Raw genomic sequence first — 25,257 nt, 5'->3', positions numbered from 1 at the left:
CTTGATGCCGATGGCGACTTAATTACCTCCGTCCCCTTTTTCTATTTTACGGAGCGGGCGATGGCGTACTGCGCGGCGTAGTAGGTGGACAACACCAGCAGGCTGGCCAGCGGCAGGCCGCCAGCAAAGCGGTCCCAGGCCAGCAATGAATCGCTGGCCACGAACAGCACGGCACCGGTTGCCGCCCAGCGTGCACTGCACGGTTCCGGCGCGGCCGCCTGAGGACGCGCCCATGCGCGTGCAAGTGCCAGCACCGCCATCGACGCCAGCACCACCACGTAGGCCAGCACCGGAATGCGCATTGGCGCCGGCAGGTGCGGCCACAGGCCAAGCACGTTGAGCACGGCGAAGGCACCCAGCAGCACGCCGGCGCCAACCAGGCCACGACCGGCGCGCAGGCCCTCGCGGAAGGCGACGATGTAGCAGACGTGGGCCAACAGGAACGCGACCAGGCCCGGCACGAACGCATCCATCGGCAGCATCAAAGCGATGTCACCCACGCACGACAGCAGCATGCCGGCCAGCACCGCGCGTCGATAGAACGGCTGCGCGGGATCATGCACGCGCCAGACGATGGCAGCGATCAGCAGCGTGGTGGTCGGCTTGGCCAGCCAATGCAGCCAGCGCCCGTCACCGTGCAGGAACGCGCCGACGATGGCCAGGATCGCCATCAGCAGGATCACGCCATCGCGGGCGCGCGGCTTCATCGGGCCTTCCACAATTCTGCGAGGCGGTCAGGCTTGCCGGCGATACGCTCCAGCACCGGGTACTGCAGGCCACCGTGGTAGTCGATGTTCATCGTTTCAATGCGGTCGAACTGCTTCACCAGCAGCACGATCGGCGCCTTGTCCTTCGCCGCGCCGGCCACCGCGTCCTTCAGCCGCTGGCTGCTGTATTCGCGGCCGCCCACCGCGATCACCTTCATGCCCGGCGCGAGCCCAGCGTTGAACGCCGGGCTGTCCCAGATCACATCACCGACCGTGCCGCTGTCGAGCACGGTCGCGCCCAGCGAATAGGCCAGCAGCGCACCCTTGGCGCGCTTTTCCTGCGCCTTGTAGGCATCGTTCGGGGTATCGCGGTAGACCAGCTTCCAGCCGGCCAGCTCCAGGCCTCCGGTCAACGGACCGTGGCCATCCAGGCGGCCGCGCAGGAAGCTCGCCCAGTCGTACGGCGCGATGCCGTTCAAGGTCGCGACCACATCGTCGAAGGTGTACGGATTGACGTCCCAGTCGCCATTGCCGACGCCGAAGAATGCACGCGCGAAGTCATCCAGGCTGCGGCGGTTGCCGCTCAGCTCGCGCAGCTTGCCTTCCACCTCCAGCCACAGCATCTGGCCGCCGGAGTAGTAGTCTTCGCTCATCTGGTAGTTGCGGTACGGCAGGGTGCGGCGCTGGGCGATGGTCGGGTCGTTGGTGGTGTCCTGCAGCGGGCGCCAGGCGAGGCCCGGGCGGCCGCGATCATAGGTCGCGGCCACATTGGCCAGCATGTCACGCGCCTGCGCGACCGACCACAGTCCGGAGCGCGCCGCCAGTACCTGGCCCCAGAACTGGGTCTGGCCCTCGTACACCCACAGCAGGCTGTCGCCCATCGGCACGTTGAAATTGGCCGTGGCCAGGTCGGCGCCGCGGCGGTACTTGCCGTTCCAGGAATGGGTGTACTCGTGCGGCAGCAGATCGCGCATCCACGCGTTGCTGTCCCACTCGGTGAAGTAACCCGGGTCGGCACTGTTCTCGCTGGAGCGGTGATGCTCCAGGCCGATGCCGCCGAGACGGTCGGTCAACGCCAGCAGGAACTCATAGTGGTTGTAGTGGCGCGCACCGTAGAGCTTGTCGGCCTGCTGCACCAGCGCGCGGTGCAGGGTGATCTGCGCGTCGGTCGGCTTCAACGACTTGGCCTCGTCGGCGAACACGTTGAGGTGCACCGACACCTTCGCGCCCGGATCGAGATCGATGCGCTGGTAGTGCTCGCCGGCGAACAACGGCGAATCGACCAGATGGTCATACGAGATCGGCTTGAACACCACGGTGTCACCGTCGCGCCGCGCGGTTTCCAGCGCGGTTGCGAACGACCAGCCCTTGGGCAGGGTCACGCTGGCCTGCGCCTGCAGGTTGCGCGCATCGACGCCGGCCGGATACAGCGAATTGGCGTTCCACTGCAGGTTGAGCATTTCCGGGGTCATCACCACCCGGCCCTGGCTGCCGCCCTGCGAGGACAGGAAGTCGAAGTGGGCGACGATCTCGCTCACGCCCTCGGGCACGTCCACCTTGAACGCATAGACGTTGAACTGGTCACGCTGCCAGGCCAGCGGCTTGCCGTTGGCGGTCACGCGCAGGCCGGCCAGCTTGTCGATCGGGCCGGTGGGTGAATGGTTGCCAGGAATCCACTGCGGGTACAGCAGGGTCATCGGGCCGGGCTTGGCCGGCACCGTAGCGGTCACCTTGAAGATGCGCCGGGCCAGATCGCGCGCGTCGACATCGATGCGCAGCAGGCCGGGGGCCACCGCGTTCGCCGGTGGCGAGGTCTGCGCCAGTGCAGGCGTGGCCGCCAGCGCGAACAGCAACGACATCGCCAAGGCTCGGGTCTTCATCGGGCAGGTTCCAACAACGGAGAATCTTCCGATGCTAGGCCTGTAACGTGCCCTGCCCCATGGCCAAAGGTCATGGGGCGCGCGAACCCCACCAGAAGCGGCAAACCCGGTAACAAGGCCGTGAGCGGTAGATCCACGCCATGCGTGGATGGGATGCATCCAGAAGCAGTGCGAACCAAGGTTCGCACCCACCAGAGTCAGGCCCGGTCAGTCGACCAGACGCAGGCGCAGTTCCTTCGGCAGCGCGAACACCATCGATTCCGGTTCGCCGTCCAGCTCGCCCACGCCGGTGGCGCCCAGCTCGGCCAGGCGTGCCAGCACGCCATCGACCAGCACCTGCGGCGCCGAGGCACCGGCAGTCACGCCGATGTGCTGCTTGCCCACCACCCACGCCGGGTCGATTTCATGCGCGCCGTCGATCAGGTACGACTCCACGCCTTCGCGGCGGGCCAGCTCACTCAATCGGTTGGAGTTGGAGCTGTTCGGCGAACCGACCACCAGGACCAGGTCGCAGCGCTTGGCCAGGTCGCGCACGGCGTCCTGGCGGTTCTGCGTGGCGTAGCAGATGTCGTCGTTCTTCGGGCCCTGCATCGCCGGGAAACGCTCACGCAGCGCATCGATGATGCCGCGCGTGTCATCCACCGACAGCGTGGTCTGGGTGGTGTAGGCGAAGTTTTCCGGCTGGTTGATGTGCAGCGTGGCAACCTGCTCGACATCCTCGACCAGATAGATCTGGCCGGTGCCGGCCTCGCGGTTCCACTGGCCCATGGTGCCTTCCACTTCCGGATGACCGGCGTGGCCGATCAGCACCACGTCACGGCCGGCACGACAGTGGCGGGCGACTTCGAAGTGGACCTTGGTCACCAGCGGGCAGGTGGCGTCGAACACCTTCAAACCACGGCGCTCGGCTTCCTGACGCACCGCCTGGGACACGCCATGCGCACTGAAAATGACCGTGTTGTTGTCCGGCACTTCGTCCAGTTCCTCGACGAAGATCGCGCCGCGCTGCTTCAGGTCGTCCACCACGAAGCGGTTGTGCACCACTTCATGGCGGACATAGATGGGCGCGCCCAGCGTTTCGATCGCGCGCTTGACGATCTCGATCGCACGATCGACACCGGCACAGAAACCACGCGGGTTGGCGAGCAGCACATCCATCAGTTCAATCTCCCGGCAGCGGCCGGCTTACGGTTTCGGATTGGCATTATCCGCCTTTTTGGCGGACTTGCCGTCGAACAGGCCAAACAGGGCGATGCCGATGGCACCCACCACGATGGCCGAATCGGCGATGTTGAACGAGGGCCAGGTGTAGCTGCCCACGTACCACTGGATGAAATCGACCACGTGACCATGCACCTGGCGGTCGATCACGTTGCCGATGGCGCCGCCGATGATGAGCGCATACGGCACCGCGGCCTTCCAGTTGCCACGGGCAGTGCCGCGCAGCCACCAGGCCATCAGCCCGCTGATGGCGATGGCCAGCGCGGTGAAGAAGTACTTCTGCCAGCCACCGGCGTCGCTCAGGAAACTGAATGCCGCGCCGGTGTTGTAAGTGCGGTACCAGTTCCAGAAGCCGTCGATGACCACCACCGGCTGGAACTCCGGCAGGCTGGACAGCACCCAGGCCTTGGACCACTGGTCCAGGCCGATGATGGCGGCCGACAGCAGCAGCCAGACCAGGGCGTTCGGGTGCGGACGGGGCGCGGCCATCAGAACCAGCTCCGCACTTCACCGGCGCCGGTGATGTTGCTCACGCAGCGGCCGCACAGTTCCGGGTGATCGGCGTTGCTGCCGACATCGGCACGGTGGTGCCAGCAGCGCACGCACTTGGCCTTGGTGGTCGGCTGGGCGCTGACGAACACCTCGTCGGTGGTCGCGGGGCGCACCTGCACGTCGCCGCTGATGAACAGGAAGCGCAGTTCATCGGCCAGCGGCTGCCAGCGCGCAGCCTGCTCTTCGCTGGCGGCGATGGTGATTTCCGCTTCCAGCGCGGCACCGATCGCACCGTTGGCACGCATCGGCTCCAGCACCTTGGCCACCTGCTCGCGCACGGCCAGCAGCTGGTCGAAATCGGCGGCGTTGAGCTGGGCATCCGCCGGCAGCGGCGCCAGGCCGTCGTACCAGGTGGTGAACAGCACGTGGCCGGCATGCTCGCCCGGCAGGTAGCCCCACAGCTCGTCGGCGGTGAAGGTCAGGATCGGCGCCACCCAGCGGGTGAACGCTTCGGCGATGTGGTACATCGCACTCTGTGCCGAACGGCGACCGTGCGAATCGGTCGGCATCGTGTACAGGCGGTCCTTGGTCACGTCCAGGTACAGCGAACCCAGGTCCACGCTGCAGAAATTCAGCAGCAGCTGCACGATCTCGGCCATGTTGTAGCCGTCGTAGGCTGCCTTGATCTTCTCCTGCAGCTCCCATGCGCGATGCACGATCCAGCGGTCCAGCGCGACCATCTGGTCGAGCGGTTGCAGGTGCTGGGCCGGATCGAAGCCGTCCAGGTTGCCGAGCAGGAAGCGTGCGGTGTTGCGCAGGCGACGGTAGGCGTCGGCGTTGCGCTTCAGGATCTCCTGCGACAGCGACATCTCGTTGCTGTAGTCGGCCGAGGCGATCCACAGGCGCAGGATGTCCGCGCCCAGCTTGTTCATGATGTCCTGCGGCTCGATGCCATTGCCCAGCGACTTGGACATCTTGCGGCCGTGCTCGTCCACGGTGAAGCCGTGGGTCAGGCACTGCTTGTACGGCGCGCGCTTGTCGATCGCCACGCCGGTCAGCAGCGAGGACTGGAACCAGCCGCGATGCTGGTCCGAACCTTCCAGGTACAGGTCGGCCGGCTTGCCGAAGCCACGCGCGGCGAGCACGCCTTCATGGGTCACGCCCGAATCGAACCAGACGTCGAGGATGTCGGTGACCTTCTCGTAGTCGGCCGCTTCAGCGCCCAGCAGTTCGGCGGCGTCCAGCGAGTACCAGACATCGATGCCCTCGGCTTCGACGCGGTCGGCGACCTGCTGCATCAGCTCCACCGAGCGCGGATGGATCTCGCCGGTCTGGCGATGGGTGAACAGCGCGATCGGCACGCCCCAGGTGCGCTGGCGCGAGATGGTCCAGTCCGGGCGACCGTCAACCATGCTCTGGATGCGCGCCTTGCCCCAGGTCGGGAACCAGCCCACGGTATCGATGGCGGCCAGCGCATCGCTGCGCAGGTTGGCCTTGTCCATCGAGATGAACCACTGCGGAGTGGCGCGGAACACCACCGGCGTCTTGTGGCGCCAGCAATGCGGGTAGCTGTGGCGGATCGGGTGGAAGGCCAGCAGCGCACCGTTGTCGCGCAGCACGCCGACGATGGCCTCCTGCGCCTTCCACAGATGCTGGCCGGCCAGCACCACGTCACCGGCCGGCGGGGTCGATTCCAGGTACACGCCACGGCCGTCGATCGGGGTCACCTGGCCGGCGTTGTACTTGTCCAGCAGGCCGTACTTCTGGCTGACCACGAAGTCTTCCTGGCCATGGCCGGGGGCGGTGTGCACCGCACCGGTACCGTCCTCGTCGGAGACGTGGTCGCCATTGAGCAGCGGGATGTCGCGTCCCGGATAGAACGGGTGCGCCAGCAGCTGGTTTTCCAGCGCCGCACCGGTGGTTTCACCGTGCAGCACCACATTCTCGACACCGTAGCGCTGCAGTGCGCGCTCGGCCAGCGCGGCGGCCAGCACCAGCCAACGGCGCTTGCCGTTGTGCGCCGGGCCTTCGGCCAGCACATAGTTGATCTCCGCGCCCAGCGACACCGCCAGCGAGGCCGGCAGCGTCCACGGGGTGGTGGTCCAGATCGGCACGGCCACTTCGACGTCGGCCGGCACGCTCACGCCGAACGCCTGACCGATGGCCTGCGCATCGCGCGCGGCGTAGGCCACGTCGATCGCCGGCGATTCCTTTTCCTGGTACTCGATTTCCGCCTCGGCCAGCGCCGAACCGCAGTCGAAGCACCAGTACACCGGCTTGGCGCCGCGCACCAGGTGACCATTGGCGACGACCTTGGCCAGCGCACGGATTTCGTTGGCTTCGAAGTCGAAGCTCAGGGTCTTGTACGGGTTGTCCCAGTCACCGGTCACGCCCAGGCGCTTGAAGTCCACGCGCTGGATGTTGATCTGCTCTTCGGCGAACTCACGGCACTTCTGGCGGAATTCAACGGCGTCGAGCTTGGTGCCGACCTTGCCCCACTTCTTCTCGACCGCGATCTCGATCGGCAGGCCATGGCAGTCCCAGCCCGGCACGTAGGGCGCATCGAAGCCGGCCAGGTAGCGCGACTTGACGATGATGTCCTTCAGGATCTTGTTGACCGCGTGGCCCAGGTGGATGCGGCCGTTGGCGTACGGCGGGCCGTCATGCAGCACGAACAGCGGGCGGCCGGCGGCGTTGTCGCGCAGCTGCTGGTAGAGCCCCTGCGCTTCCCACTGCGCCAGAATGCCCGGCTCGCGCTTGGGCAGGTCGCCGCGCATCGGGAATTCGGTGGCTGGCAGGTTCAGGGTGGTCTTGTAGTCCTGGCTCACGCAGTGGCTCGCAATCTATGTTCGGAAAGGATGGCGCGCGCCTGTTCGGCGTCGCGGTGCATCTGGTCGGTCAGTGCCGCCAGATCATTGAATTTCTCTTCGTCGCGCAGCTTGGCGACGAATTCCACGTCGATGTGGCGCCCGTACAGGTCGCCCTGGAAATCGAACAGGTGGGCTTCCAGCAGCGGCTCCACGCCCTCCACCGTCGGCCGCGTGCCGAAGCTGGAGACCGATGGCCACGGCTGGTCGAACACGCCGTGCACCCAGGTCGCGTAGATGCCCGACAGCGCCGGGGTCTTCGGGAACCGCAGGTTGGCGGTGGGAAAGCCCAGCGTACGGCCGAGCTGGCGCCCGCGCACCACCCGGCCGCTGATCGCGTACGGACGACCCAGCAGGTCGTTGGCACGGGCGAAGTCGCCCTCCTGCAGCAGCTGGCGGATGCGGGTGCTGGAAATACGTTCGCCATGCAGGTCGACCGCTTCGATCTCGCCGGCGCTGAAGCCGAGCTCGGCGCCCATCTCCTGCAGCAGGGCCAGGTCGCCACGGCGGCGGTTGCCGAAGCAGAACTCCGGGCCGATCCAGACTTCGCGGGCGTTCAGGCGCTGCACCAGCAGCTGGCGCACGAAGGTCTCGGCCGGCATCGCTGCCATCGCCGCGTCGAAGCGCAGCAGGCCGACCGCATCGACGCCGAGTTCGCGCAGGATCTCGACCTTGCTGCGCGCCAGGGTCAGCCGCGGCGGCGGTGTGCCTTGGGCGAAGAACTCACGCGGCAGCGGCTCGAAGGCCACCGCCACCGCGGCCACGCCCAAGGCGCGCGCACGGGCAACCGCGTGGCGGACCAGCGCACGATGGCCCAGGTGGAGGCCGTCGAATGCACCGATACAGACCACGCTTCCGTTGGGGAACAACTCCCCGCCCTCGACGCTTCTGAACAGCCTGCTCATCAACTCTCGTTCCGGCCCGACCGGGGCCGCCGCTTCAATGGTGTAACCCTGAAGTATAGCCGCCACAAGCGGTGATCAATGCCCGCGCAGGTCGCGCGGACGGAAGCCCATCGCCACCATGGCCACCGCGTAGGTGGTGCCGCCGCCGCCGACCAGCAGTGACAGGCTGCCGATCCGCTCCCATACACCCATCGCCGAGAACGCTGGCAGCCAGTGCAGCAAGGCCAGCAGCGCGGCGACCATGGCCAGGCAGGCCAACAGCAGGCGCAGCAGATAGCCGCCCCAGCCCGGCCGGCGCTGGTAGACATCGGTCTTGCCCAGCCAGTACCAGAGCAGGCCCAGGTTCAGGTAACTGGACAGCGCGCTGGCGATGCCCAGTGCCAGGTGCAGGCCCGGCTGCTTGCCGATGGCCGCCATCACGCCCTGCGCTTTCAGCTCGTCCGGCACCATCACCTGGTACAGCACCGCCAGCAGGGCGAAGTTGAACACCATGTTGGCCACCAGCGCGGCCACACCCGCGCGCACCGGGGTCTTGGTGTCCTGGCGCGCGTAGAACGCCGGCAACACCACCTTCAGCAGGGCGAACGCCGGCAGGCCGAAGCTCAGGCCGTACACCGACAGCGCGGTCATGCGGGTATCGAAGGCACTGAACTGGCCGTGCTGGAAGATGGTCGCGATCAGCGGTTCGGCCAACAGCAGCAGGCCGAGCATGGCCGGCACCGAGATCAGCAGGGTCATCCGCAGGCCCCAGTCCAGCGAGCGCGAGAATCCCTCGCGGTCGGTGCTGACGTGGTGACGGGCCAGCGCCGGCAGGATCACCGTGCCCAGCGCCACACCGAACACGCCCAGTGGCAGTTCCAGGAAGCGGTCGGCCAGCGACAGCCAGGACTGCGAGCCGTCGGTCAGCTTGGCCGCGATCACCGTATCCAGCAGCAGGTTGATCTGCGCCACCGAGGAACCGAACAGGGTCGGCACCATCAGCGTCATCACCTTGCGCACGCCCGGATGGCTCCAGCCCCAGCGCGGCAGGGTCAGCAGGTTGATGCCCTTCAGCGAGGGCAGCTGGAACAGCAACTGCAGAATGCCGGCAGCCAGCACCGCCCAGCCCAGCGCCAGGATCTGCTTTTCCGGGGTGCCGCCCAGCCGCGGTGCCAGCCACAGTGCGCCGGCGATCATGCACAGGTTGAGGATGACCGGGGTCAGCGCCGGCATGGCAAAGCGCTGGAAGCTGTTCAGCGCGCCACCGGCCAGCGCGGTGAGCGAGACGAAAAGGAGGAACGGGAAGGTGAGGCGGAACAGATCGACCAGCAGGCCCTGCTTCACCGGGTCGGTATCAACACCGCTGGAAAAGACCGAGGCCAGCTGCGGCGCGAAGATCAGCGCCAGCGCGGTGACCAGCATCAGCACCCCACCCAGGGTGCCGGCGGTGCGGGCCATCAGTTCACGCAGCTCGGCGTGGCTGCGGGTTTCCTTCACTTCCGTGAACACGGGCACGAAAGCAGTGGCGAAAGAGCCTTCGGCGAACAAACGCCGCAGGAAATTGGGTACCCTGAAGGCGACCCAGAAAGCATCAGTGATGGCGTTGGTGCCGAACGTGGTGGTCACCACGAAGTCCCGGACAAGTCCGAGAACGCGCGAGACCATGGTCATGCTGCTGAACGACAGCAGGCCCCGCAACAACTTGGGTGAACTCACTCAGCGTCCCTCTTGACAATCGACTTGACGTGCATTTCTTACGCCATCATACTAGCTAGCTTGCTGTTCCCATAACACCGATTTTTTCAGGAAACCACCACCGTGGCCAATATCAAGTCCGCCAAGAAGCGCGCCAAGCAGACCGTCGTGCGCAACGCGCGCAACGTGGCTCAGCGCTCGATGCTGCGCACCGCTGTCAAGAAAGTGATCAAGGCGCTGGACGCCAACGATGCCGCCGGCGCCGAAGCCGCCTTCGCCGTTGCCCAGCCGATCCTGGATCGCTTCAGCGCGCGTGGCCTGATCCACAAGAACAAGGCTGCTCGCCATAAGAGCCGCCTGAACGACCGCATCAAGGCCCTCAAGGCCGCCTGATCCGGCGTTGCCGCCCTGCCCTTCGGGGTCGGGCTGCAGACAAAAGCCCGGCCTCGGCCGGGTTTTTTGTTGCCTTCGATCCGGGGATTGCCGCAGGTCCGGCGGCATCGGCCGGCTGCGTCGATTGGCTGCGTCGATTGGCTGCGTCGATTGGCTGCGTCGGCTGGCTGCGTCGGCTGGCTGCGTCGGCTGGCTGCGTCGGCTGGCTGCGTCGGCTGGCTGCGTCGGCTGGCTGCGTCGGCTGGCTGCGTCGGCTGGCTGCGTCGGCTGGCTGCGTCGGCTGGCTGCGTCGGCTGGCTGCGTCGGCTGGCTGCGTCGGCTGGCTGCGTCGGCTGGCTGCTTCGACGGGGTAGAGTCGACTGTTAGTCGACTAACGCGCGCAGCGCGGGCTTTACGGGTAGCGCGAAGAGCAGTCGACTAACTGTGTAAACCCACTACGTTGTTCAGCGGCACTCTGGAGATAGGTGGCTGGCCGCCGATCGCCATATGGGGACGGTGCCAGTTGTAGTGGTGCAGCCATTGGCTCAACACGGAATTGCGCTGGTCCGAGGATGCGTACTCGCAGGCGTAAGCCCACTCGCGCAGGCTGGTCTGGATGAAGCGCTCGGCTTTGCCATTGGTCCGCGGCGTGTAGGGCTTGGTTCTGATGTGCTTGATCCCAAGGGATTTGAGCAGCTTGGCAAAGGCGGTGGAGCGATAGCAGGCACCGTTGTCGGTCAGGATCCGCTTGAAGGTGATTCCCAGGCTGGCGTAGTACTCCAGAGCGCCCAGCAACGCCTGGCAGGCGGTTTCGCCCTGTTCGTTGGGGTGGACGCTGCTGAAGGCGACCCGGGAGTGATCGTCAATGGCCACGTGGACGTAGCCCCAGCCACCGCCAGCGGTATTTCCCCGGCGTTTGGCATCGGTTCTGTGCCCTGGCCGCTGGAAGTTGCCCAGCTTCTTGATGTCCAGGTGCAGCAGCCCTCCGGGCTGATCGTATTCGTATCGGATGACCTCCTTGGGCGGATCAAGCCGACACAGCCGATTGAGGCCGTGGGCGCGCATCAGCCTTGAAATCGTACTGTGGCCGACCCCCAGCGCCTTGGAGATGGTCAGGTAGGTCTGCCGCTTACGGCGATGCTCCTTGATCTGCTCGACTACCGGAGCAGGTGTGGCATGCGGCGTCTGGTGAGGCCGTGAGCTGCGGTTTTCCAGCCCCGGTGCCCCGAACTGGCGGAATCGGGCCAGCCACTTGTAGGCCGTACGCACACTTACGCCACACGCTTGAGCTGCTTCTTCCGGGCGTAAGCCCTCGTGGAGGATACGGTGGACCAGAAGCGCTCGACTAAACGTCGTCAAACGGGCATTTTTATGATTGTTCATCCGGGCTCTTTGGGGGCTGGAACGGTGTGGTAACCACCATTTTCCAAAGATGCCCCGGATGAACAACGTACAGAGAGATCACAACTAACAGTCGACTCTACCCAGCCGGAGCCATTGCCCCAGCCGGAGCCATTGCCCCAGCGGGACCCATTGCCCCAACCGAAACCCGTCGCCCCAGCCGGAGCCAGTCGCCCCAGCGGGACCCATTACCCCAACCGAAACCCGTCGCCCAGGCCGGAGCCCGTCGCCCCAGCCAACCCCATCGCGCAGGCCACAAAAAACCCGGCCGAAGCCGGGTTTCTTTCAACGCCAGTCGACCAGCAGTCGAGTCTACTGCGCGTCGCGGGCTTCCTGCTCTTCTTCCTTCTGACGATCGAAGAAGGCCATGATCCGACTCATGATCGGGAAAGTACCTTCGCGACCCAGCGCGGAGACCAGGAACCACGGCTCCTTCCAGCCCAGCTCGGCGACGATCTGCTCGGCCGCAGCCTTCGCTTCGTCTTCGAACATCAGGTCAGCCTTGTTCAGCACCAGCCAGCGCGGCTTCTGCAGCAGTTCCGGATCGTGCTTTTCCAGCTCGCGCTCGATGGCGCGCACCTGCTCGACCGGAGAAATCCCTTCCACGCCACCTTCCATCGGCGAGATGTCCACCAGGTGCAGCAGCAGGCGGGTACGCTGCAGGTGGCGCAGGAACTGCGCACCCAGGCCGGCGCCATCCGCCGCGCCTTCGATCAGGCCCGGAATATCGGCGATCACGAAGCTGCGGTAGTTCTCCACCTTCACCACACCCAGGTTCGGGTACAGCGTGGTGAACGGGTAATCGGCCACCTTCGGCGTCGCCGCCGAAACGGCGCGGATCAGGGTGCTCTTGCCGGCGTTGGGGAAGCCCAGCAGGCCGACATCGGCCAGCAGCTTCAGCTCCAGCTTCAGCGTGCGCTCTTCGCCCGGCTCGCCCGGCAGCGCCTGGCGCGGCGAGCGGTTGGTCGAGCTCTTGAAGTGCATGTTGCCCAAGCCACCGCGGCCGCCCTTGGCCACCAGCAGGCGGTCGCCGTGCTGGGTCAGGTCGCCGATGACTTCATCGGTGGCAACGTTGATCACCACGGTGCCGACCGGCACGGTGATGGTCAGGTCCTCGCCGCCCTTGCCGTAGGCCTGGCGGCCCATGCCGTTCTCGCCACGCTGCGCCTTGAAGATGCGGTCATGGCGGAAGTCGACCAGGGTGTTCAGGTTTTCGTCGGCACGAATGTACACGCTGCCGCCCGCACCGCCGTCGCCGCCGTCCGGGCCGCCGAGCGGAATGAACTTCTCGCGACGGAAGCCAATGCAGCCGTTGCCGCCGTTGCCGGCGAACACTTCGATTTCTGCTTCGTCTACCAGTTTCATTGTTTCGATGCCTGCGATGGGCGCGGCCTGCCGGCCGCCGCCTTGAATGTTATGCCTGCCGATGGCCGGCAGCCCGGCCTGGCCGGTCTTGCTTCCACTCTAACGAAAAGCCCCGCCGAAGCGGGGCTCTTCATGCAGCACTCCCATGCCGGGGCACGGGTGCCGGCGATGCTTGAATCAGGCGTCGGCCGAGACGATGCTGACGGTGCGACGCTTCTTGGCGCCCTTGACCGAGAACTCCACCTTGCCGTCCACGAGGGCGAACAGGGTGTGGTCACGGCCCAGGCCAACGCCCGAACCCGGGTGGAACTGGGTGCCGCGCTGACGCACGATGATGTTGCCGGCTTCGATGGCCTGGCCGCCGAAGATCTTGACGCCCAGGTACTTCGGGTTGGAGTCGCGACCGTTGCGCGAGGAGCCTACGCCCTTTTTATGTGCCATGACTGCTTCTCCTGATGCTTAGCCGGCGATGCCGGTGATCTCGATTTCGGTGTAGTACTGACGGTGACCCTGACGCTTCATGTGGTGCTTGCGGCGACGGAACTTGATGATCCGGACCTTGTCAGCACGACCCTGGGACAGGACCTTGGCGGTGACGGCAGCGCCCTTCAGCGCATCGCCCAGCTTCACGCCGTCGCTGTCACCCAGCATCAGGATGTTGTCAAACTTGATCTCGCTGCCGACTTCGACTTCGAGCTTTTCAATGCGGAGCTTTTCGCCCTGCGCCACGCGGTATTGCTTACCGCCGGTGACCAGTACTGCGTACATGACCAGGCCTTCCTCTGTAGTTATTGTGGTCTGAGCTGCCGCCATCGAGGGCGGACAGGAGCGGAATTGTACGCAGATCAGCGGGCGCGGGTCAAGTCAACCCCTGAACGGTCCCGGTGACCGGGCCGTAACGGGGTCAGATCCCTTTTCACGCCGTGAAAAGGGATCTGACCCCTGCCTGTCGGCCTGTCTCACAAGGTGAGACACCGGGCTGGCATTGTCGCCCATTGCCCCCATCTGGTCACCTCGGTAGGCTGACCGATTGCCGTTCCCTGCTGGCCCGGCACCCAGCCAACGCCCCCACAACCGGATCCCCCATGGCGATGGATTTCATCCGCATCCGCGGCGCGCGGACGCACAACCTGAAGAACCTCGACCTCGACCTGCCCCGCGACAAGCTGATCGTGATCACCGGCCTGTCCGGTTCGGGCAAGTCCTCGCTGGCGTTCGACACCATCTACGCAGAAGGCCAGCGCCGCTACGTCGAGTCGCTGTCGGCCTATGCACGCCAGTTCCTGAGCGTGATGGAAAAGCCGGACCTGGACCACATCGAGGGCCTGTCCCCGGCGATCTCGATCGAGCAGAAGTCGACCTCGCACAACCCGCGTTCGACGGTCGGCACGATCACCGAGATCTACGACTACCTGCGTCTGCTGTACGCCCGCGTCGGCACCCCGCGCTGCCCGGACCACGGCTACCCACTGGAAGCGCAGACGGTCAGCCAGATGGTCGACCAGGTGCTGACGCTGGACCCGGAACAGCGTTACATGCTGTTGGCGCCGGTCATCCGCGACCGCAAGGGCGAGCACGCGCAGGTATTCGACCAGCTGCGTGCGCAGGGTTTCGTGCGCGTGCGCGTGGACGGCGAGCTGCATGAAATCGACGCGGTGCCGCCGCTGGCGCTGCGCCAGAAGCACACCATCGAGGCGGTGATCGACCGCTTCCGCCCGCGCGAGGACATCAAGCAGCGCCTGGCCGAGAGCTTCGAGACCGCGCTGAAGCTGGGCGACGGCATGGCCTCGGTGCAGAGCCTGGACAATACCGAAACCGCGCCGACGCTGTTCTCCTCCAAGTATTCCTGCCCGGTCTGCGATTACTCGCTGCCGGAGCTGGAACCGCGCCTTTTCTCGTTCAACGCACCGATGGGCGCCTGCCCCGGCTGCGATGGCCTGGGCATGGCCGAATTCTTCGATCCTTCGCGCGTGGTGGTGCACCCCGAGCTGTCGCTGGCCGCCGGTGCGGTGCGCGGCTGGGACCGCCGCAATGCCTACTACTTCCAGCTGATCGCCTCGCTGGCCAAGCACTACAAGTTCGACGTCGACGCGGCGTGGAACTCGCTGCCGGAGAACGTGCAGCAGGCGGTGCTGTATGGCAGTGGCGATGAAGCGATCACCTTCACCTACTTCACCGAAGCCGGTGGCCGCACCCAGCGCAAGCACCGCTTCGAGGGCATCATTCCCAACCTCGAACGCCGCTACAAGGAAACCGAATCGCCGGCGGTGCGCGAGGAACTGTCCAAGTACATCAGCGAACAGCCGTGCCCGGAATGCCATGGCGCCCGCCTCAACAAGGCGGCACGCAACGTGTTCGTGGCCGACCGCCCGCTGCCGGACCTGGTGGTGCTGCCGATCGACGAGGCGCTGAAGTTCTTCAGCGAACTGAGCCTGCCGGGCTGGCGTGGCGAAATCGCCTCGAAGATCGTCAAGGAAATCGGCGAACGCCTCGGCTTCCTGGTCGATGTGGGCCTGGATTACCTGACCCTGGAGCGCAAGGCCGACACCCTGTCCGGTGGCGAGGCACAGCGCATCCGCCTGGCCAGCCAGATCGGCGCCGGTCTGGTGGGCGTGATGTACGTGCTCGACGAGCCGTCCATCGGCCTGCACCAGCGCGACAACGAACGACTGCTCGGCACCCTCACCCGCCTGCGTGACCTGGGCAACACGGTGATCGTGGTCGAGCATGACGAGGATGCGATCCGGCTGGCCGACTATGTGCTGGACATCGGCCCGGGCGCGGGCGTGCATGGCGGCGAGATCGTCGGCCAGGGCACCCTGCAGGACATCCTGGAGGCACCACGTTCACTGACCGGCCAGTACCTGTCGGGCAAGCGCGCGATCGAGATTCCGGCGCGCCGGCACAAGCCGAACCCGAAGATGACCCTGCACCTGCGCGGGGCCAGCGGCAACAACCTGAAGGGCGTGGACCTGGCGATTCCGTCGGGCCTGCTGACCTGCGTGACCGGCGTGTCCGGCTCGGGCAAGTCGACCCTGATCAACGACACCCTGTTCTCGCTGGCCGCCAACGAGATCAATGGTTCCTCGCACCCGATCGCCCCGTACAAGGAGATCGATGGCCTGGACCTGTTCGACAAGGTGGTGGACATCGACCAGTCGCCGATCGGCCGCACCCCGCGTTCGAACCCGGCCACCTACACCGGCCTGTTCACCCCGCTGCGCGAGCTGTTCGCGCAGGTGCCCGAAGCGCGTGCGCGTGGTTATTCGCCGGGCCGTTTCAGCTTCAACGTGCGTGGTGGCCGCTGCGAGGCCTGCCAGGGCGATGGCCTGATCAAGGTCGAGATGCACTTCCTGCCGGACGTGTACGTGCCGTGCGATGTCTGCCACGGCAAGCGCTACAACCGCGAGACGCTGGAGATCCTGTACAAGGGCTTCAACATCAACGACGTGCTGGAAATGACCGTCGAGGATGCGCTGAAGCTGTTCGAGCCGGTGCCGTCAATCGCCCGCAAGCTGGAAACGCTGGTGGACGTGGGCCTGAGCTACATCAAGCTGGGCCAGAGCGCGACCACGCTGTCCGGTGGTGAAGCGCAGCGCGTGAAACTGTCCAAGGAGCTGTCGCGCCGCGATACCGGCCGTACCCTGTACATCCTCGACGAGCCGACCACCGGCCTGCACTTCCACGACATCGAAGCGCTGCTGGGCGTGCTGCACAAGCTGCGCGACGAGGGCAACACGGTGGTGGTGATCGAGCACAACCTCGACGTGATCAAGACCGCCGACTGGATCGTCGACCTGGGCCCGGAAGGCGGGCATCGTGGTGGCACCATCCTGGTGACCGGCACGCCGGAGGACGTGGCGGCCTGCCCGCAGTCGTACACCGGCCAGTTCCTGGCCCGCATGCTGCCCTCCACCAGCGCGCGTCCCGAGCAGCCGGCCGCCGTGGCCAACAAGCCCGACGCCCGCCCGCCGCGCAAGGTGAAGCCTGAGAAGACCGCCAAGCCGGCGAAGAAGGCAGTGGCCGCCAAGAGCACCGGCAAGGCAAGCAAGACCACTACTGCCAGCAAGAAGAAGGACGCCTGATGAGCAGCGAACACAAGATCCTGGCCCGCATCCCGATCAGCGTGCGCTGGCGTGACATGGACAGCATGGGCCACGTTAACAACGCCAAGTACATCTCCTACCTGGAAGAAGCGCGCGTGCGCTGGATGCTGGGCGTGGACGGCGTATCGATGACCGACCGCATCGCACCGGTGGTGGCCGCGACCAACGTCAATTACCGGCTGCCGATCGTGTGGCCCAACGACATCCTGGTCGAACTGTTCGTCGAGCGCCTGGGCAACAGCAGCGTGACCATCGGCCACCGCATCGTCGACCAGCAGGACGAGTCGAAGCTGTATTCGGACGGCAACGTGGTGGTGGTGTGGATGGATACCCAGACCGGCAAGAGCGCACCGCTGCCGGAGGCGATCCGCAGCGCTTCCACCTGAAGGTAGTGCCGGCCGCTGGCCGGCAACCTCCAGATGCTTCGCGCATGCCGGCCAGCGGCCGGCACTACCGACACCGTTCAAAGGACTGACATGATCCACCAGACTGAACTGCGCGACCTGCTGCCCGGCATGGTCCCCTTCCCCGCCGATGTCTTCCCTGCCGACCAGGCGTGGCTCGCGCAGCACCTGCTGCCGCTGCTGAAGATCGACCTGGGCGTACTGCGCCCGGAACTGGCTGGCCAGGTGGCCACAATGCTGTGTCCGATCGAGCCGTATGACGGCTGCATCGGCGAGACCACCGAAGAACACCGCAACGATTTCACCGGCACCAACTGGATCGCCTTCGAACTGACCGCCGGCAACGAGATGCGCTTCCTCGGCAACGAGGGCTATTTCATCGGCGACGCGGTGCAGGACAAGCACGCGCAGGAACACATCGCGCAGATGCGCGAGAGCTACGCAAAGGCCCGCGACTATCATGCCGCGCACGGTCGCCTCGCCTGCTACTCCCGCTATGGCAAGGGTGAGGCCAGCGAGCGCGATTACCTGGATACGCTGGGGGGACCGATCGGTTTCGGCAACTGGACCGAGACCGCAGAGATTCCCGCGGCATTCGAGCTTGGCTTCACCGAGGCTGCCGATGACCCCGACGCGCCGGACGATGCCGAAACGGTGATCATCACCCGCAATGGCAACAAGTTCTTCGCCGTGGCAGACGTCGCCGGCTACAACTGGTGCGCCACCGGTGCCGATGCGATCGTGATGCTGTACGAACCGGTAAGCCGCACGGTGCTGTTCTCGTACGATTGGACGTAGCATCCCGCCGGGCATGGCCCGGCGCTACCCAGGCAAGACCGCCGGATCATCAGCGGTAGCGCCGGGCCATGCCCGGCGGAACGGGCGACGCGTTACGGCGCAGCCTTGCGCACGGTCAACGTCGCACTCGCTTCACCACCGCCTTCCAGTTGCAGCCGCAGCGGCAGCGCCTGGCCTTCCTTCAACACCCCCTTGCCCTGCATCAGCATCAGGTGCAGGCCACCGGGCTTGAGCTCGGCACGCGCGCCGGGTGCCAGCGGCAGGCGTTCGATCGCGCGCATGCGGCTGACGCCATCGACAATCGTGGTCTCATGCAGCGACACATCATCGAAGCTGCTGCTGGTCGCACCGGTGATCGCCACCGCCTTGCCGCAGCCGTTGTGGATGACGCCGTAGCCAGCGGTCATCGGCATCGCCGGATTCGGTGGCAACCGCGCCCAGCCCTGCTCCACCGTGACGCAGCCCGATTCCGCAGCCGAGGCCGATGCTGCGGCCGCACACAGAACCAACAGTACGCCAACGAATGGTTTGGTTATCATCGCCCAGGTTCCTTCTTCGCAACGAGACCGCAGCATGACGACGCTCATCGAGGTGATCAACCATGGCCCCATCCGCGAACTGCGCCTGGCGCGGCCGCCGGTCAACGCACTGGACACCGAACTGTGCCGGCAGTTGATCCATGCCATCGAGCTGGCCATGGCCGAAGACGCGCACGGCATCGTGCTGTCGGGCAGCGAGCGTATCTTCACCGGCGGCATGGACGTGCCGCACCTGCTCTCGCACGGCGATGACAAGCACAAGTTGTTGGACACCTGGAACGCCTTCTTTGGCGCCGTGCGCACGCTGGCCGAGAGCCGCATTCCAGTGGTCGCGGCGATCACCGGCCACGCCCCGGCGGGTGGCTGCGTGCTGGCCCTGTGCTGCGATTACCGGGTGATGGCGCGCAGCGCCGATCCGTCGCGGCCGTATGCCATCGGGCTGAACGAAGTGCAGGTGGGCCTGATCGCACCTGAGGGCATCCAGCGCCTGCTGCGCCGTGCGGTGGGCGTGCACCGCGCCGGCGTGCTGCTGACCACCGGCTCGCTGGTGCCGGCCGAACAGGCGCTGCAGATCGGCCTGGTCGATGAACTGGCCGAAGGCGACCTGGTGGTGGCGCGCGCCATTGCCTGGCTGCAGAACCTGCTCAAGCAGCCGCGCCAGCCGATGCTGCTGACCCGCGCCATCGCCCGCGCCGACCTGCACGAAGCGCTGCACCCGGACCTGATCCAGCTGGACCGCTTCGTCGAGGCCTGGTTCGCCCTGGATGCACAGAACGCGCTGCAGGCGCTGGTGGCCCGCCTCGGCAAATAACGGTAGTGCCGGCCGCTGGCCGGCAGCCACAGGCAGCCCAAGAGGATCATGAGGTTGCCGGCCAGCGGCCGGCACTACCGAAGATCGGGCAGCCGGCCTGCACCGGTATAATCAGGCCCTCTTTCACTGCTGTGGCCGCCCCCTTGAACGACACGCCCGAACCCGTCGTCTCCGAGCTGATCGACCTGCTCACGCTGGAGCGGCTGGAGGACAACCTGTTCCGCGGGCAGAGCCGCGACATCGGCACCAAGTACGTGTTCGGCGGGCAGGTGCTGGGCCAGGCGCTGGCCGCGGCGCAGGCCACGGTCGACAACGGCCGCCACGTGCACTCGCTGCACGCCTATTTCCTGCGCGCCGGCAACATCGACCACCCGATCGTCTACGACGTGGACCGCACCCGCGATGGCGGCAGCTTCTCGGTGCGCCGGGTCACCGCGATCCAGCACGGCAAGGTGATCTTCTTCTGCGCAGCCTCGTTCCAGCAGGCCGAGACCGGCGCCGAGCACCAGCACAAGATGCCCGAAGTGCCGCAGCCGGAAGACATCGAACCGAACCGGCCGCTGCCGGCTGAAGTGCTGGAGCGGCTGCCGATCAAGGTGCAGCGCTGGCTGTCGCGTGGCGGCCCGTTCGAGTTCCGCCACGTCTACCCGCGCGACGAACTGAACCCGCCCAAGCGCCCGCCCTATCACCAGGTGTGGCTACGCCTGAGCGAACCGGTTGGCGATGCGCCGGAGCTGCACCAGGCGCTGCTGGCCTACGCATCCGACTTCCACCTGCTGGGCACGGCGACGTTCCCGCACGGCATCAGCTACTACCACCCGCACGTGCAGATGGCCTCGCTTGACCACGCGATCTGGTTCCACCGCCCGTTCCGTGCGGACGACTGGCTGCTGTATTCGCTGGACAGCCCAAGCGCGCAGGATTCGCGCGGCCTGGCCCGCGGCCAGTTCTTCACCCGAAATGGCGTGCTGGTGGCCAGCACCGCGCAGGAAGGCCTGATCCGCGTCGTTCCCGACCAGGCTGCGGCCGCCGCCGTGCCGGCCAAGGAGTAAACCCATGCGCCAGATCTTCAGCAGCCAGCGTGTGGAAACCGTCGAAGGCGTGGCCGAGCTCCTGCGCGAGCATGGCATCGACGTCAAGGTCACCAATGGGCGCTCGTACAAGACCCGCCGCCGCGGTCAGTTCAGCTATACCGACCTCGGCAACGCCAACGCCTACCCGGCGGTGTGGATCGTGCGCGCCGACGACCAGCCGCGCGCACGCGAGATTCTGCGTGAGGCGCGCCTGCTCGACACCACCCGCCGCGACCACCCCACCGCCGAATTCGCCTTCCGCGACGCGCCGGAAGCGGGCAGCGGCGGCCGTAGCTGGGCCTGGCGCATCCGCATCGCGCTGCTGCTGGTGATCGCCGGCGTGGCACTGGTGATCGGCCTGCGCCACCGCGGCGCCCCGGCGCCTGCGGCACCGGCCCCTGCCCCGCAGGCCCAGCCACAGCAGGCACAACCGGCCCCGCAGGCCGCGCCGGAAGAGGAAGAAGTCCGGGTCCGCATCCAGCCCTCCAAGTAACGCTCGGGTAGTGCCGGCCGCTGGCCGGCAACCTCATGAACCCGTCCAGCGGGCTGCGGTTGCCGGCCAGCGGCCGGCACTACCGCACAGAAGGTCGGTCACATTGGGCGCGCGGCTCCGTCATGGGACACAATCCCAGCAGGAGAGCCGCCGCCATGACGACGTTCGCCGCATCGATCGACCAGACCCTGGAACGCGAACTGCCCGCCGCCGCCGGCGGTTGCCAGCACGCCTATGGCCGCATCGTGCTGGCCTGCCAGAACACGGTCACCGCCATCGCCCTGGCCATCACCCGCGATCGCCAGGCCAGCGAGGACATCGCCCAGGAAGCCTTCGTGAAGGGCTGGCAGCAGCTGCACCAGCTGCGCAGCGCGACCAGCTTCCTGCCGTGGCTGCGGCAGATCACCCGCAACCTGGCCCGCGACTGGCTGCGCGCCCAGCGTGGCCGTCCACTGACCGGCGAGGCGGCCGAGGTGGCGATGGGGATGGCCGCAGATCCGTCGCCGGGCGCAGCCGATCGCCTGCAGCGGGTGGAGGAAGAAATCGCCGCCGAGGACATCATCTCCACCCTACCCGCCGACAGCCGCGAAGTGCTGTTGCTGTACTACCGCGAAGGCCAGCGCTCGCAGCAGGTGGCCGACCTGCTCGGTCTCAGCGACGCGGCGGTGCGCAAGCGCCTGTCGCGCGCCCGCGCCCTGGTGCGCGACGGCCTGCTGCAGCGCTTCGGTGAGTTCGCCCGCAGCAGCGCACCGAGCGCCGCGTTTGCCACCGCGGTGGTGTCGATGGTGCTGGTGGCCGCGCCCGGCACCGCCAGTGCCGCGATCCTGCTCAGCACCGGCGTCGGCGTGGGCGGCAGCAAGCTGGGCCTGGGCGGCGTCAGTGCCGCAGGCGGCGCAGCCATGGGTTCACTGACGGCCGCCGCCAGCCAGCTGCACCTGATACCCGCCAGCAACTGGGCCGCCGTTGCCGGGGGCGTCGTCGGTGGCATCATCGGCAGCTATCTGGGGGGCCGCTTCCTGCTGCGCTTCGCAGACACCCCGCAGGAACGGGCGGCCGTGCGACGGTTCGTGCACCTCAATACGTTCACTGCGATGGTGGTCTGCACCAGCCTGTTGGTTTCGCTGATGCTGCAGGTGCCGCTGTGGCTGCAACTTGCCATTCTCGTCATCGGCCTGGGTACGGTGAACTACCAGTGCCTGGTGCCGCTGCAGCGCGTGATGGCCCCCATGATCGCGCGTGATTCGGCGCGGCGCGGCCGCAGCGGAACCAACTGGAAATACGAATCCGTGTACGGGCGCACCGGCATCATCGGGGCGAACGTATTCGTGATCGGTCTGGTGGTATATGCGCTGATGCGCAACGGAAACGTGTAACGGACAACGCCGGCAATGCGCCGGCGTTGTCGTCAATCCCTGCGTTGAACCTCAGCGCTGCGGCTTCGGCGCAGCGCCGTCGCGCGGACCGCCATGACGCGGGCCGCCGTGCATCGGACCCTTGGCTGCGTCGAACTCGGCCTTGCTCAGCTGGCCATCCTTGTTGGTGTCGGCGGCAGCGAACCAGGCATCACGGCGCTGCTTCATGCGCAGCTCGCGATCGGCCTTGTCCAGATAGCCGTCCTTGTTGAGGTCGAGCTGGTCGAAACGCGCGGCCAGGCGCGGATCGGCCTTGGCTTCCTCGCGGCTGATGCGCCCGTCCTTGTTGACGTCCAGCTTGGCCCAGCGCTCGCCGCCGTGGCCACGGCGACCATGCTGCCAGCGCGGCAGTTCATCGCGCGAAAGCCTGCCGTCCTTGTTCTTGTCCAGTTCGTCGAACTTCGCGGCCAGGCGCGGGTTGGCGGCTGCCTCGCTGCGATCGATGACGCCGTCGCCGTTGGTGTCCAGCTTGGCCGGGCGCTGTGCGGGCGCGGCCGGGGTGTCGGCAGCCAGCGCGATGCCGGAGGCGGAGGTGGCGAGCAGCAGGGCCAGCAACAGGGGGGTACGGATCATGGGGTCACTCCTGGGAATGGGAATTGCGTCGGGGTGATCACTTCACCCTCGGGAGACAACAACGCCCGGGCGCGACATCGGTTGACGCCGTGGCCGGTTCCATTCATCCGGCGGACAGTCGCCGCCACTGCGACGGGCTGGGGCTATGCTGTGCCCATGGCGATGCATGGCGACAGAGACGACGAACTGCGGCTTTTCCAGACCGGCGAGCACCCCTGCGGCTACTGGTCGGACCGGGTCGCACGCGACCTGGTGCTGGACCCGCACGACCGCCGCCTGGGCGGCCTGTACCCGCTGGCACTGAGCTGGGGCTTCCGCCGCAGCGGTGATCTGGTCTACCGGCCGCACTGCGCGCACTGCCAGGCCTGCGTGGCGGTACGCATCCCGGTGGCACGTTTCGCCCCGGACCGCAGCCAGCGCCGTTGTGCCGCCCGCAATGACGACCTGGAGGTGCGGATCACCGCCGCCACCGCCCGCGACGACCTGTTCGCGCTGTACCACCGTTATCTCACCCACCGCCACGCCAACGGCGGCATGGACGACCATGGCCCGCACGAGTTCGAGCAGTTCCTGATCGGCAGCTGGTCGCACACCCGTTTCATGGAAATGCGCCTGCCCGGCCACGACGGCCAGCCCAGCCAACTGCTGGGGGTGGCGGTGACCGACGTCACCGAGCACGGCCTGTCGGCGGTCTACACGTTCTTCGACCCGGACCACGCCGCGCGCGGGCTGGGCACCTTCGCGATCCTGCAGCAGATTGAATGGGCGCGTCGCGAGGGCCTGCCACACGTATACCTGGGCTACTGGATCCGCGGCCACCAGAAGATGGACTACAAGCGCCGCTTCCATCCGCTGGAGGCCTACGACGGCCGCCGCTGGCACGATTTCGACAACGAACTGGACGGGCGCTGACAAACCGCTGACACCGGGCCGGGTGCAGAATAGGGGGATGAACGCCAAACCCTTGATCCTCGCCCTGGCCCTGCTCTGCGGCGCCACCGCCCCCGCCTTCGCCACGTCCCCCGCGATGACCGAAAAGCCGTCCACTGCGCTGCGCCTGGCCACCTACAACACTTCGCTGTACTCCGACGACGCCGGCGGCCTGATCAAGGAGCTGGAAGGCGACAGCGAGCACGCACGCAAGATTGCCGCCGTGCTGCAGCAGGTGCGCCCGGACCTGGTGCTGCTGAACGAGTTCGACTTCGACGATGCCCACCGCGCCGCCGAGCTGTTCCAGAAGCGCTACCTGGAAGTGGCCCAGCCCGGCGGCGGCAAGCCGCTGCACTTCGCCTACCGCTACCTGGCCCCGGTCAACACCGGCGTGCCCAGCGGCCTGGACCTGGACAACAACGGCGTGGTCGGCGGCGAAGGCCGCAGCCGTGGCAATGACGCGTGGGGCTACGGCCTGCACCCGGGCCAGTACGGCATGCTGGTGCTGTCGCGCTACCCGATCGATGAAGCCAAGGTGCGCAGCTTCCAGCTGCTGAAGTGGAGCGCGATGCCCGGCGCGATCCGCCCGGTCGATCCACGTACCGGCCAGAGCTTCTACAACGACCATGTATGGTCGCAGCTGCGCCTGTCCTCGAAGTCGCATTGGGACGTGCCGGTGAAGACCCCGGCCGGCGTGGTGCACGCGCTGGTTTCGCACCCGACCCCGCCGGTGTTCGACGGCCCGGAGAAGCGCAATGCCGCGCGCAACCACGACGAACTTCGCCTGTGGCAGGAATACCTGTCCAAGGGTGACAAGCCGTGGTTGTGCGACGACAAGGGCCAGTGCGGTGGCCTGGCGCAGGACGCGCGCTTCGTGATCCTGGGCGACCTCAACAACGACCCGGTCGATGGCGATGGGCGCCATGAGGCGATCGTCGAGCTGATCGAGAATGCCCGCGTGCTGCGCTACCCCACCCCGCGCAGCATCGGCGGCGAGCAGACCAGCCTGGCCTATGCGGCCAAGGGCATCGAGCGCAAGGGCGCGCCGTTCCACGCCACCGGCGATTTCGGCCCGAAGTCCGGCACCATGCGCCTGGACTACGTGCTGCCCTCCACCGGTTTCGACTACGTGGGCAGCGGCATCTTCTGGCCGGCCAATGAAAGCCCGGAAGCGAAGATCGCCGACGGCAGCGACCACCACCTGGTGTGGGTGGACGTGACGCCGTAAGGCAGA

The 25,257-nt window shown here is 66.7% G+C and carries 23 protein-coding genes; 10 read left to right on the top strand and 13 right to left on the bottom strand.

What is annotated here, in order from left to right; translation table 11 throughout:
• Window positions 1-41: 41 nt before the first annotated feature.
• From ACZK29_RS05990 to murJ, 7 genes are all read right to left on the bottom strand, one after another.
• Window positions 42-707 carry a lysoplasmalogenase gene (locus ACZK29_RS05990; RefSeq protein WP_111204862.1) on the bottom strand — a complete coding sequence of 222 codons (666 nt, stop codon included), beginning with the start codon at window positions 705-707 and terminating at the stop codon, window positions 42-44.
• Window positions 704-2,587, bottom strand: coding sequence for a M61 family metallopeptidase (locus ACZK29_RS05985; protein WP_478446796.1), 1,884 nt, complete (start codon window positions 2,585-2,587; stop codon window positions 704-706). Before ACZK29_RS05985 ends, ACZK29_RS05990 begins: the two co-directional genes overlap by 4 nt.
• A gap of 207 nt (window positions 2,588-2,794) precedes the next feature.
• Window positions 2,795-3,745 carry a 4-hydroxy-3-methylbut-2-enyl diphosphate reductase gene (ispH, locus tag ACZK29_RS05980; RefSeq protein ID WP_111204858.1) on the bottom strand — a complete coding sequence of 317 codons (951 nt, stop codon included), beginning with the start codon at window positions 3,743-3,745 and terminating at the stop codon, window positions 2,795-2,797.
• Between the two features lie 27 nt (window positions 3,746-3,772).
• On the bottom strand, window positions 3,773-4,297 hold the full coding sequence (gene lspA / locus ACZK29_RS05975) for a signal peptidase II (protein WP_005408564.1): 525 nt from the start codon (window positions 4,295-4,297) through the stop codon (window positions 3,773-3,775).
• Window positions 4,297-7,128 carry an isoleucine--tRNA ligase gene (ileS, locus tag ACZK29_RS05970; protein WP_478446795.1) on the bottom strand — a complete coding sequence of 944 codons (2,832 nt, stop codon included), beginning with the start codon at window positions 7,126-7,128 and terminating at the stop codon, window positions 4,297-4,299. The genes lspA and ileS overlap by 1 nt, the downstream gene beginning before the upstream one ends.
• The gene (locus ACZK29_RS05965) at window positions 7,125-8,072 is read right to left on the bottom strand and encodes a bifunctional riboflavin kinase/FAD synthetase (protein ID WP_043034124.1); all 948 of its coding nucleotides are present in this window, start codon (window positions 8,070-8,072) and stop codon (window positions 7,125-7,127) included. The genes ileS and ACZK29_RS05965 overlap by 4 nt, the downstream gene beginning before the upstream one ends.
• A gap of 75 nt (window positions 8,073-8,147) precedes the next feature.
• The gene (gene murJ / locus ACZK29_RS05960; protein ID WP_111204854.1) at window positions 8,148-9,752 is read right to left on the bottom strand and encodes a murein biosynthesis integral membrane protein MurJ; all 1,605 of its coding nucleotides are present in this window, start codon (window positions 9,750-9,752) and stop codon (window positions 8,148-8,150) included.
• A 117-nt stretch (window positions 9,753-9,869) separates the two neighbouring features.
• Here murJ and rpsT point away from each other — a divergent pair, with 117 nt between their 5' ends.
• Window positions 9,870-10,139: a 30S ribosomal protein S20 gene (gene rpsT, locus ACZK29_RS05955; protein WP_005408560.1), complete on the top strand. Its 270-nt coding sequence runs from the start codon at window positions 9,870-9,872 to the stop codon at window positions 10,137-10,139.
• Between the two features lie 417 nt (window positions 10,140-10,556).
• On the opposite strand, the gene ACZK29_RS05950 is transcribed toward rpsT, so the two are convergent.
• The 4 genes from ACZK29_RS05950 to rplU form a co-directional block, all read right to left on the bottom strand.
• Entirely contained in the window at window positions 10,557-11,501 is a 945-nt protein-coding gene (locus ACZK29_RS05950; RefSeq protein WP_111202610.1) for an IS481-like element ISStma3 family transposase, read from the bottom strand.
• A gap of 330 nt (window positions 11,502-11,831) precedes the next feature.
• Window positions 11,832-12,884, bottom strand: coding sequence for an Obg family GTPase CgtA (gene cgtA, locus ACZK29_RS05945; RefSeq protein ID WP_049404715.1), 1,053 nt, complete (start codon window positions 12,882-12,884; stop codon window positions 11,832-11,834).
• Between the two features lie 177 nt (window positions 12,885-13,061).
• Entirely contained in the window at window positions 13,062-13,325 is a 264-nt protein-coding gene (gene rpmA, locus ACZK29_RS05940; protein WP_005415704.1) for a 50S ribosomal protein L27, read from the bottom strand.
• 18 nt (window positions 13,326-13,343) lie between these two features.
• Window positions 13,344-13,652: a 50S ribosomal protein L21 gene (gene rplU, locus ACZK29_RS05935; RefSeq protein ID WP_005408557.1), complete on the bottom strand. Its 309-nt coding sequence runs from the start codon at window positions 13,650-13,652 to the stop codon at window positions 13,344-13,346.
• Between the two features lie 317 nt (window positions 13,653-13,969).
• On the opposite strand from rplU, the gene uvrA reads away from it, so the two are divergent.
• From uvrA to ACZK29_RS05920, 3 genes are all read left to right on the top strand, one after another.
• Window positions 13,970-16,969 carry an excinuclease ABC subunit UvrA gene (gene uvrA, locus ACZK29_RS05930; protein ID WP_111204070.1) on the top strand — a complete coding sequence of 1,000 codons (3,000 nt, stop codon included), beginning with the start codon at window positions 13,970-13,972 and terminating at the stop codon, window positions 16,967-16,969.
• On the top strand, window positions 16,969-17,376 hold the full coding sequence (locus ACZK29_RS05925) for an acyl-CoA thioesterase (protein ID WP_006424673.1): 408 nt from the start codon (window positions 16,969-16,971) through the stop codon (window positions 17,374-17,376). Before uvrA ends, ACZK29_RS05925 begins: the two co-directional genes overlap by 1 nt.
• Before the next feature lie 90 nt (window positions 17,377-17,466).
• Window positions 17,467-18,192, top strand: coding sequence for an enolase (locus ACZK29_RS05920; protein WP_478446794.1), 726 nt, complete (start codon window positions 17,467-17,469; stop codon window positions 18,190-18,192).
• A gap of 92 nt (window positions 18,193-18,284) precedes the next feature.
• Here ACZK29_RS05920 and ACZK29_RS05915 read toward each other — a convergent pair whose 3' ends face one another.
• A complete protein-coding gene (locus tag ACZK29_RS05915) occupies window positions 18,285-18,731 on the bottom strand; it encodes a copper chaperone PCu(A)C (protein WP_111204068.1) in 447 nt (148 codons plus the stop codon).
• A gap of 34 nt (window positions 18,732-18,765) precedes the next feature.
• Between ACZK29_RS05915 and ACZK29_RS05910 the strand changes: the two genes are divergently transcribed.
• From ACZK29_RS05910 to ACZK29_RS05895, 4 genes are all read left to right on the top strand, one after another.
• A complete protein-coding gene (locus ACZK29_RS05910; RefSeq protein ID WP_478446793.1) occupies window positions 18,766-19,542 on the top strand; it encodes an enoyl-CoA hydratase/isomerase family protein in 777 nt (258 codons plus the stop codon).
• A 131-nt stretch (window positions 19,543-19,673) separates the two neighbouring features.
• Entirely contained in the window at window positions 19,674-20,594 is a 921-nt protein-coding gene (gene tesB, locus ACZK29_RS05905) for an acyl-CoA thioesterase II (RefSeq protein ID WP_005408551.1), read from the top strand.
• 4 nt (window positions 20,595-20,598) lie between these two features.
• On the top strand, window positions 20,599-21,108 hold the full coding sequence (locus tag ACZK29_RS05900) for a pathogenicity-like protein (RefSeq protein ID WP_111204066.1): 510 nt from the start codon (window positions 20,599-20,601) through the stop codon (window positions 21,106-21,108).
• 155 nt (window positions 21,109-21,263) lie between these two features.
• Window positions 21,264-22,481 (top strand): RNA polymerase sigma factor, encoded by a 1,218-nt coding sequence (locus tag ACZK29_RS05895; protein WP_111204065.1) that lies wholly within the window; start codon window positions 21,264-21,266, stop codon window positions 22,479-22,481.
• A gap of 51 nt (window positions 22,482-22,532) precedes the next feature.
• Here ACZK29_RS05895 and ACZK29_RS05890 read toward each other — a convergent pair whose 3' ends face one another.
• Complete coding sequence (locus ACZK29_RS05890) at window positions 22,533-23,093, bottom strand: EF-hand domain-containing protein (protein WP_111204064.1); 561 nt, start codon at window positions 23,091-23,093, stop codon at window positions 22,533-22,535.
• 156 nt (window positions 23,094-23,249) lie between these two features.
• Here ACZK29_RS05890 and ACZK29_RS05885 point away from each other — a divergent pair, with 156 nt between their 5' ends.
• Window positions 23,250-24,005 (top strand): arginyltransferase, encoded by a 756-nt coding sequence (locus tag ACZK29_RS05885; RefSeq protein ID WP_111204063.1) that lies wholly within the window; start codon window positions 23,250-23,252, stop codon window positions 24,003-24,005.
• Window positions 24,006-24,042: 37 nt separating this feature from the next.
• The gene (locus ACZK29_RS05880; protein WP_111204062.1) at window positions 24,043-25,251 is read left to right on the top strand and encodes an endonuclease/exonuclease/phosphatase family protein; all 1,209 of its coding nucleotides are present in this window, start codon (window positions 24,043-24,045) and stop codon (window positions 25,249-25,251) included.
• The last annotated feature ends 6 nt before the right edge of the window (window positions 25,252-25,257 follow it).

It is taken from the genome of Stenotrophomonas sp. 89682_Sma (assembly GCF_056481405.1).
Note: the sequence above shows the minus strand (reverse complement) of the source record. Positions and strands in the feature narration are given on the sequence as shown.

Bases quoted from the DNA above. Each gene is read 5' to 3' on its own strand.
- ACZK29_RS05990 (WP_111204862.1), bottom strand. From the start codon at position 707: ATGAAGCCGCGCGCCCGCGATGGCGTGATCCTGCTGATGGCGATCCTG.
- ACZK29_RS05985 (WP_478446796.1), bottom strand. From the start codon at position 2,587: ATGAAGACCCGAGCCTTGGCGATGTCGTTGCTGTTCGCGCTGGCGGCC.
- ispH (WP_111204858.1), bottom strand. From the start codon at position 3,745: ATGGATGTGCTGCTCGCCAACCCGCGTGGTTTCTGTGCCGGTGTCGAT.
- lspA (WP_005408564.1), bottom strand. From the start codon at position 4,297: ATGGCCGCGCCCCGTCCGCACCCGAACGCCCTGGTCTGGCTGCTGCTG.
- ACZK29_RS05965 (WP_043034124.1), bottom strand. From the start codon at position 8,072: ATGAGCAGGCTGTTCAGAAGCGTCGAGGGCGGGGAGTTGTTCCCCAAC.
- ACZK29_RS05950 (WP_111202610.1), bottom strand. From the start codon at position 11,501: ATGAACAATCATAAAAATGCCCGTTTGACGACGTTTAGTCGAGCGCTT.
- cgtA (WP_049404715.1), bottom strand. From the start codon at position 12,884: ATGAAACTGGTAGACGAAGCAGAAATCGAAGTGTTCGCCGGCAACGGC.
- rpmA (WP_005415704.1), bottom strand. From the start codon at position 13,325: ATGGCACATAAAAAGGGCGTAGGCTCCTCGCGCAACGGTCGCGACTCC.
- rplU (WP_005408557.1), bottom strand. From the start codon at position 13,652: ATGTACGCAGTACTGGTCACCGGCGGTAAGCAATACCGCGTGGCGCAG.
- uvrA (WP_111204070.1), top strand. From the start codon at position 13,970: ATGGCGATGGATTTCATCCGCATCCGCGGCGCGCGGACGCACAACCTG.
- ACZK29_RS05925 (WP_006424673.1), top strand. From the start codon at position 16,969: ATGAGCAGCGAACACAAGATCCTGGCCCGCATCCCGATCAGCGTGCGC.
- ACZK29_RS05920 (WP_478446794.1), top strand. From the start codon at position 17,467: ATGATCCACCAGACTGAACTGCGCGACCTGCTGCCCGGCATGGTCCCC.
- ACZK29_RS05915 (WP_111204068.1), bottom strand. From the start codon at position 18,731: ATGATAACCAAACCATTCGTTGGCGTACTGTTGGTTCTGTGTGCGGCC.
- ACZK29_RS05910 (WP_478446793.1), top strand. From the start codon at position 18,766: ATGACGACGCTCATCGAGGTGATCAACCATGGCCCCATCCGCGAACTG.
- ACZK29_RS05900 (WP_111204066.1), top strand. From the start codon at position 20,599: ATGCGCCAGATCTTCAGCAGCCAGCGTGTGGAAACCGTCGAAGGCGTG.
- ACZK29_RS05895 (WP_111204065.1), top strand. From the start codon at position 21,264: ATGACGACGTTCGCCGCATCGATCGACCAGACCCTGGAACGCGAACTG.
- ACZK29_RS05890 (WP_111204064.1), bottom strand. From the start codon at position 23,093: ATGATCCGTACCCCCCTGTTGCTGGCCCTGCTGCTCGCCACCTCCGCC.
- ACZK29_RS05885 (WP_111204063.1), top strand. From the start codon at position 23,250: ATGGCGATGCATGGCGACAGAGACGACGAACTGCGGCTTTTCCAGACC.
- ACZK29_RS05880 (WP_111204062.1), top strand. From the start codon at position 24,043: ATGAACGCCAAACCCTTGATCCTCGCCCTGGCCCTGCTCTGCGGCGCC.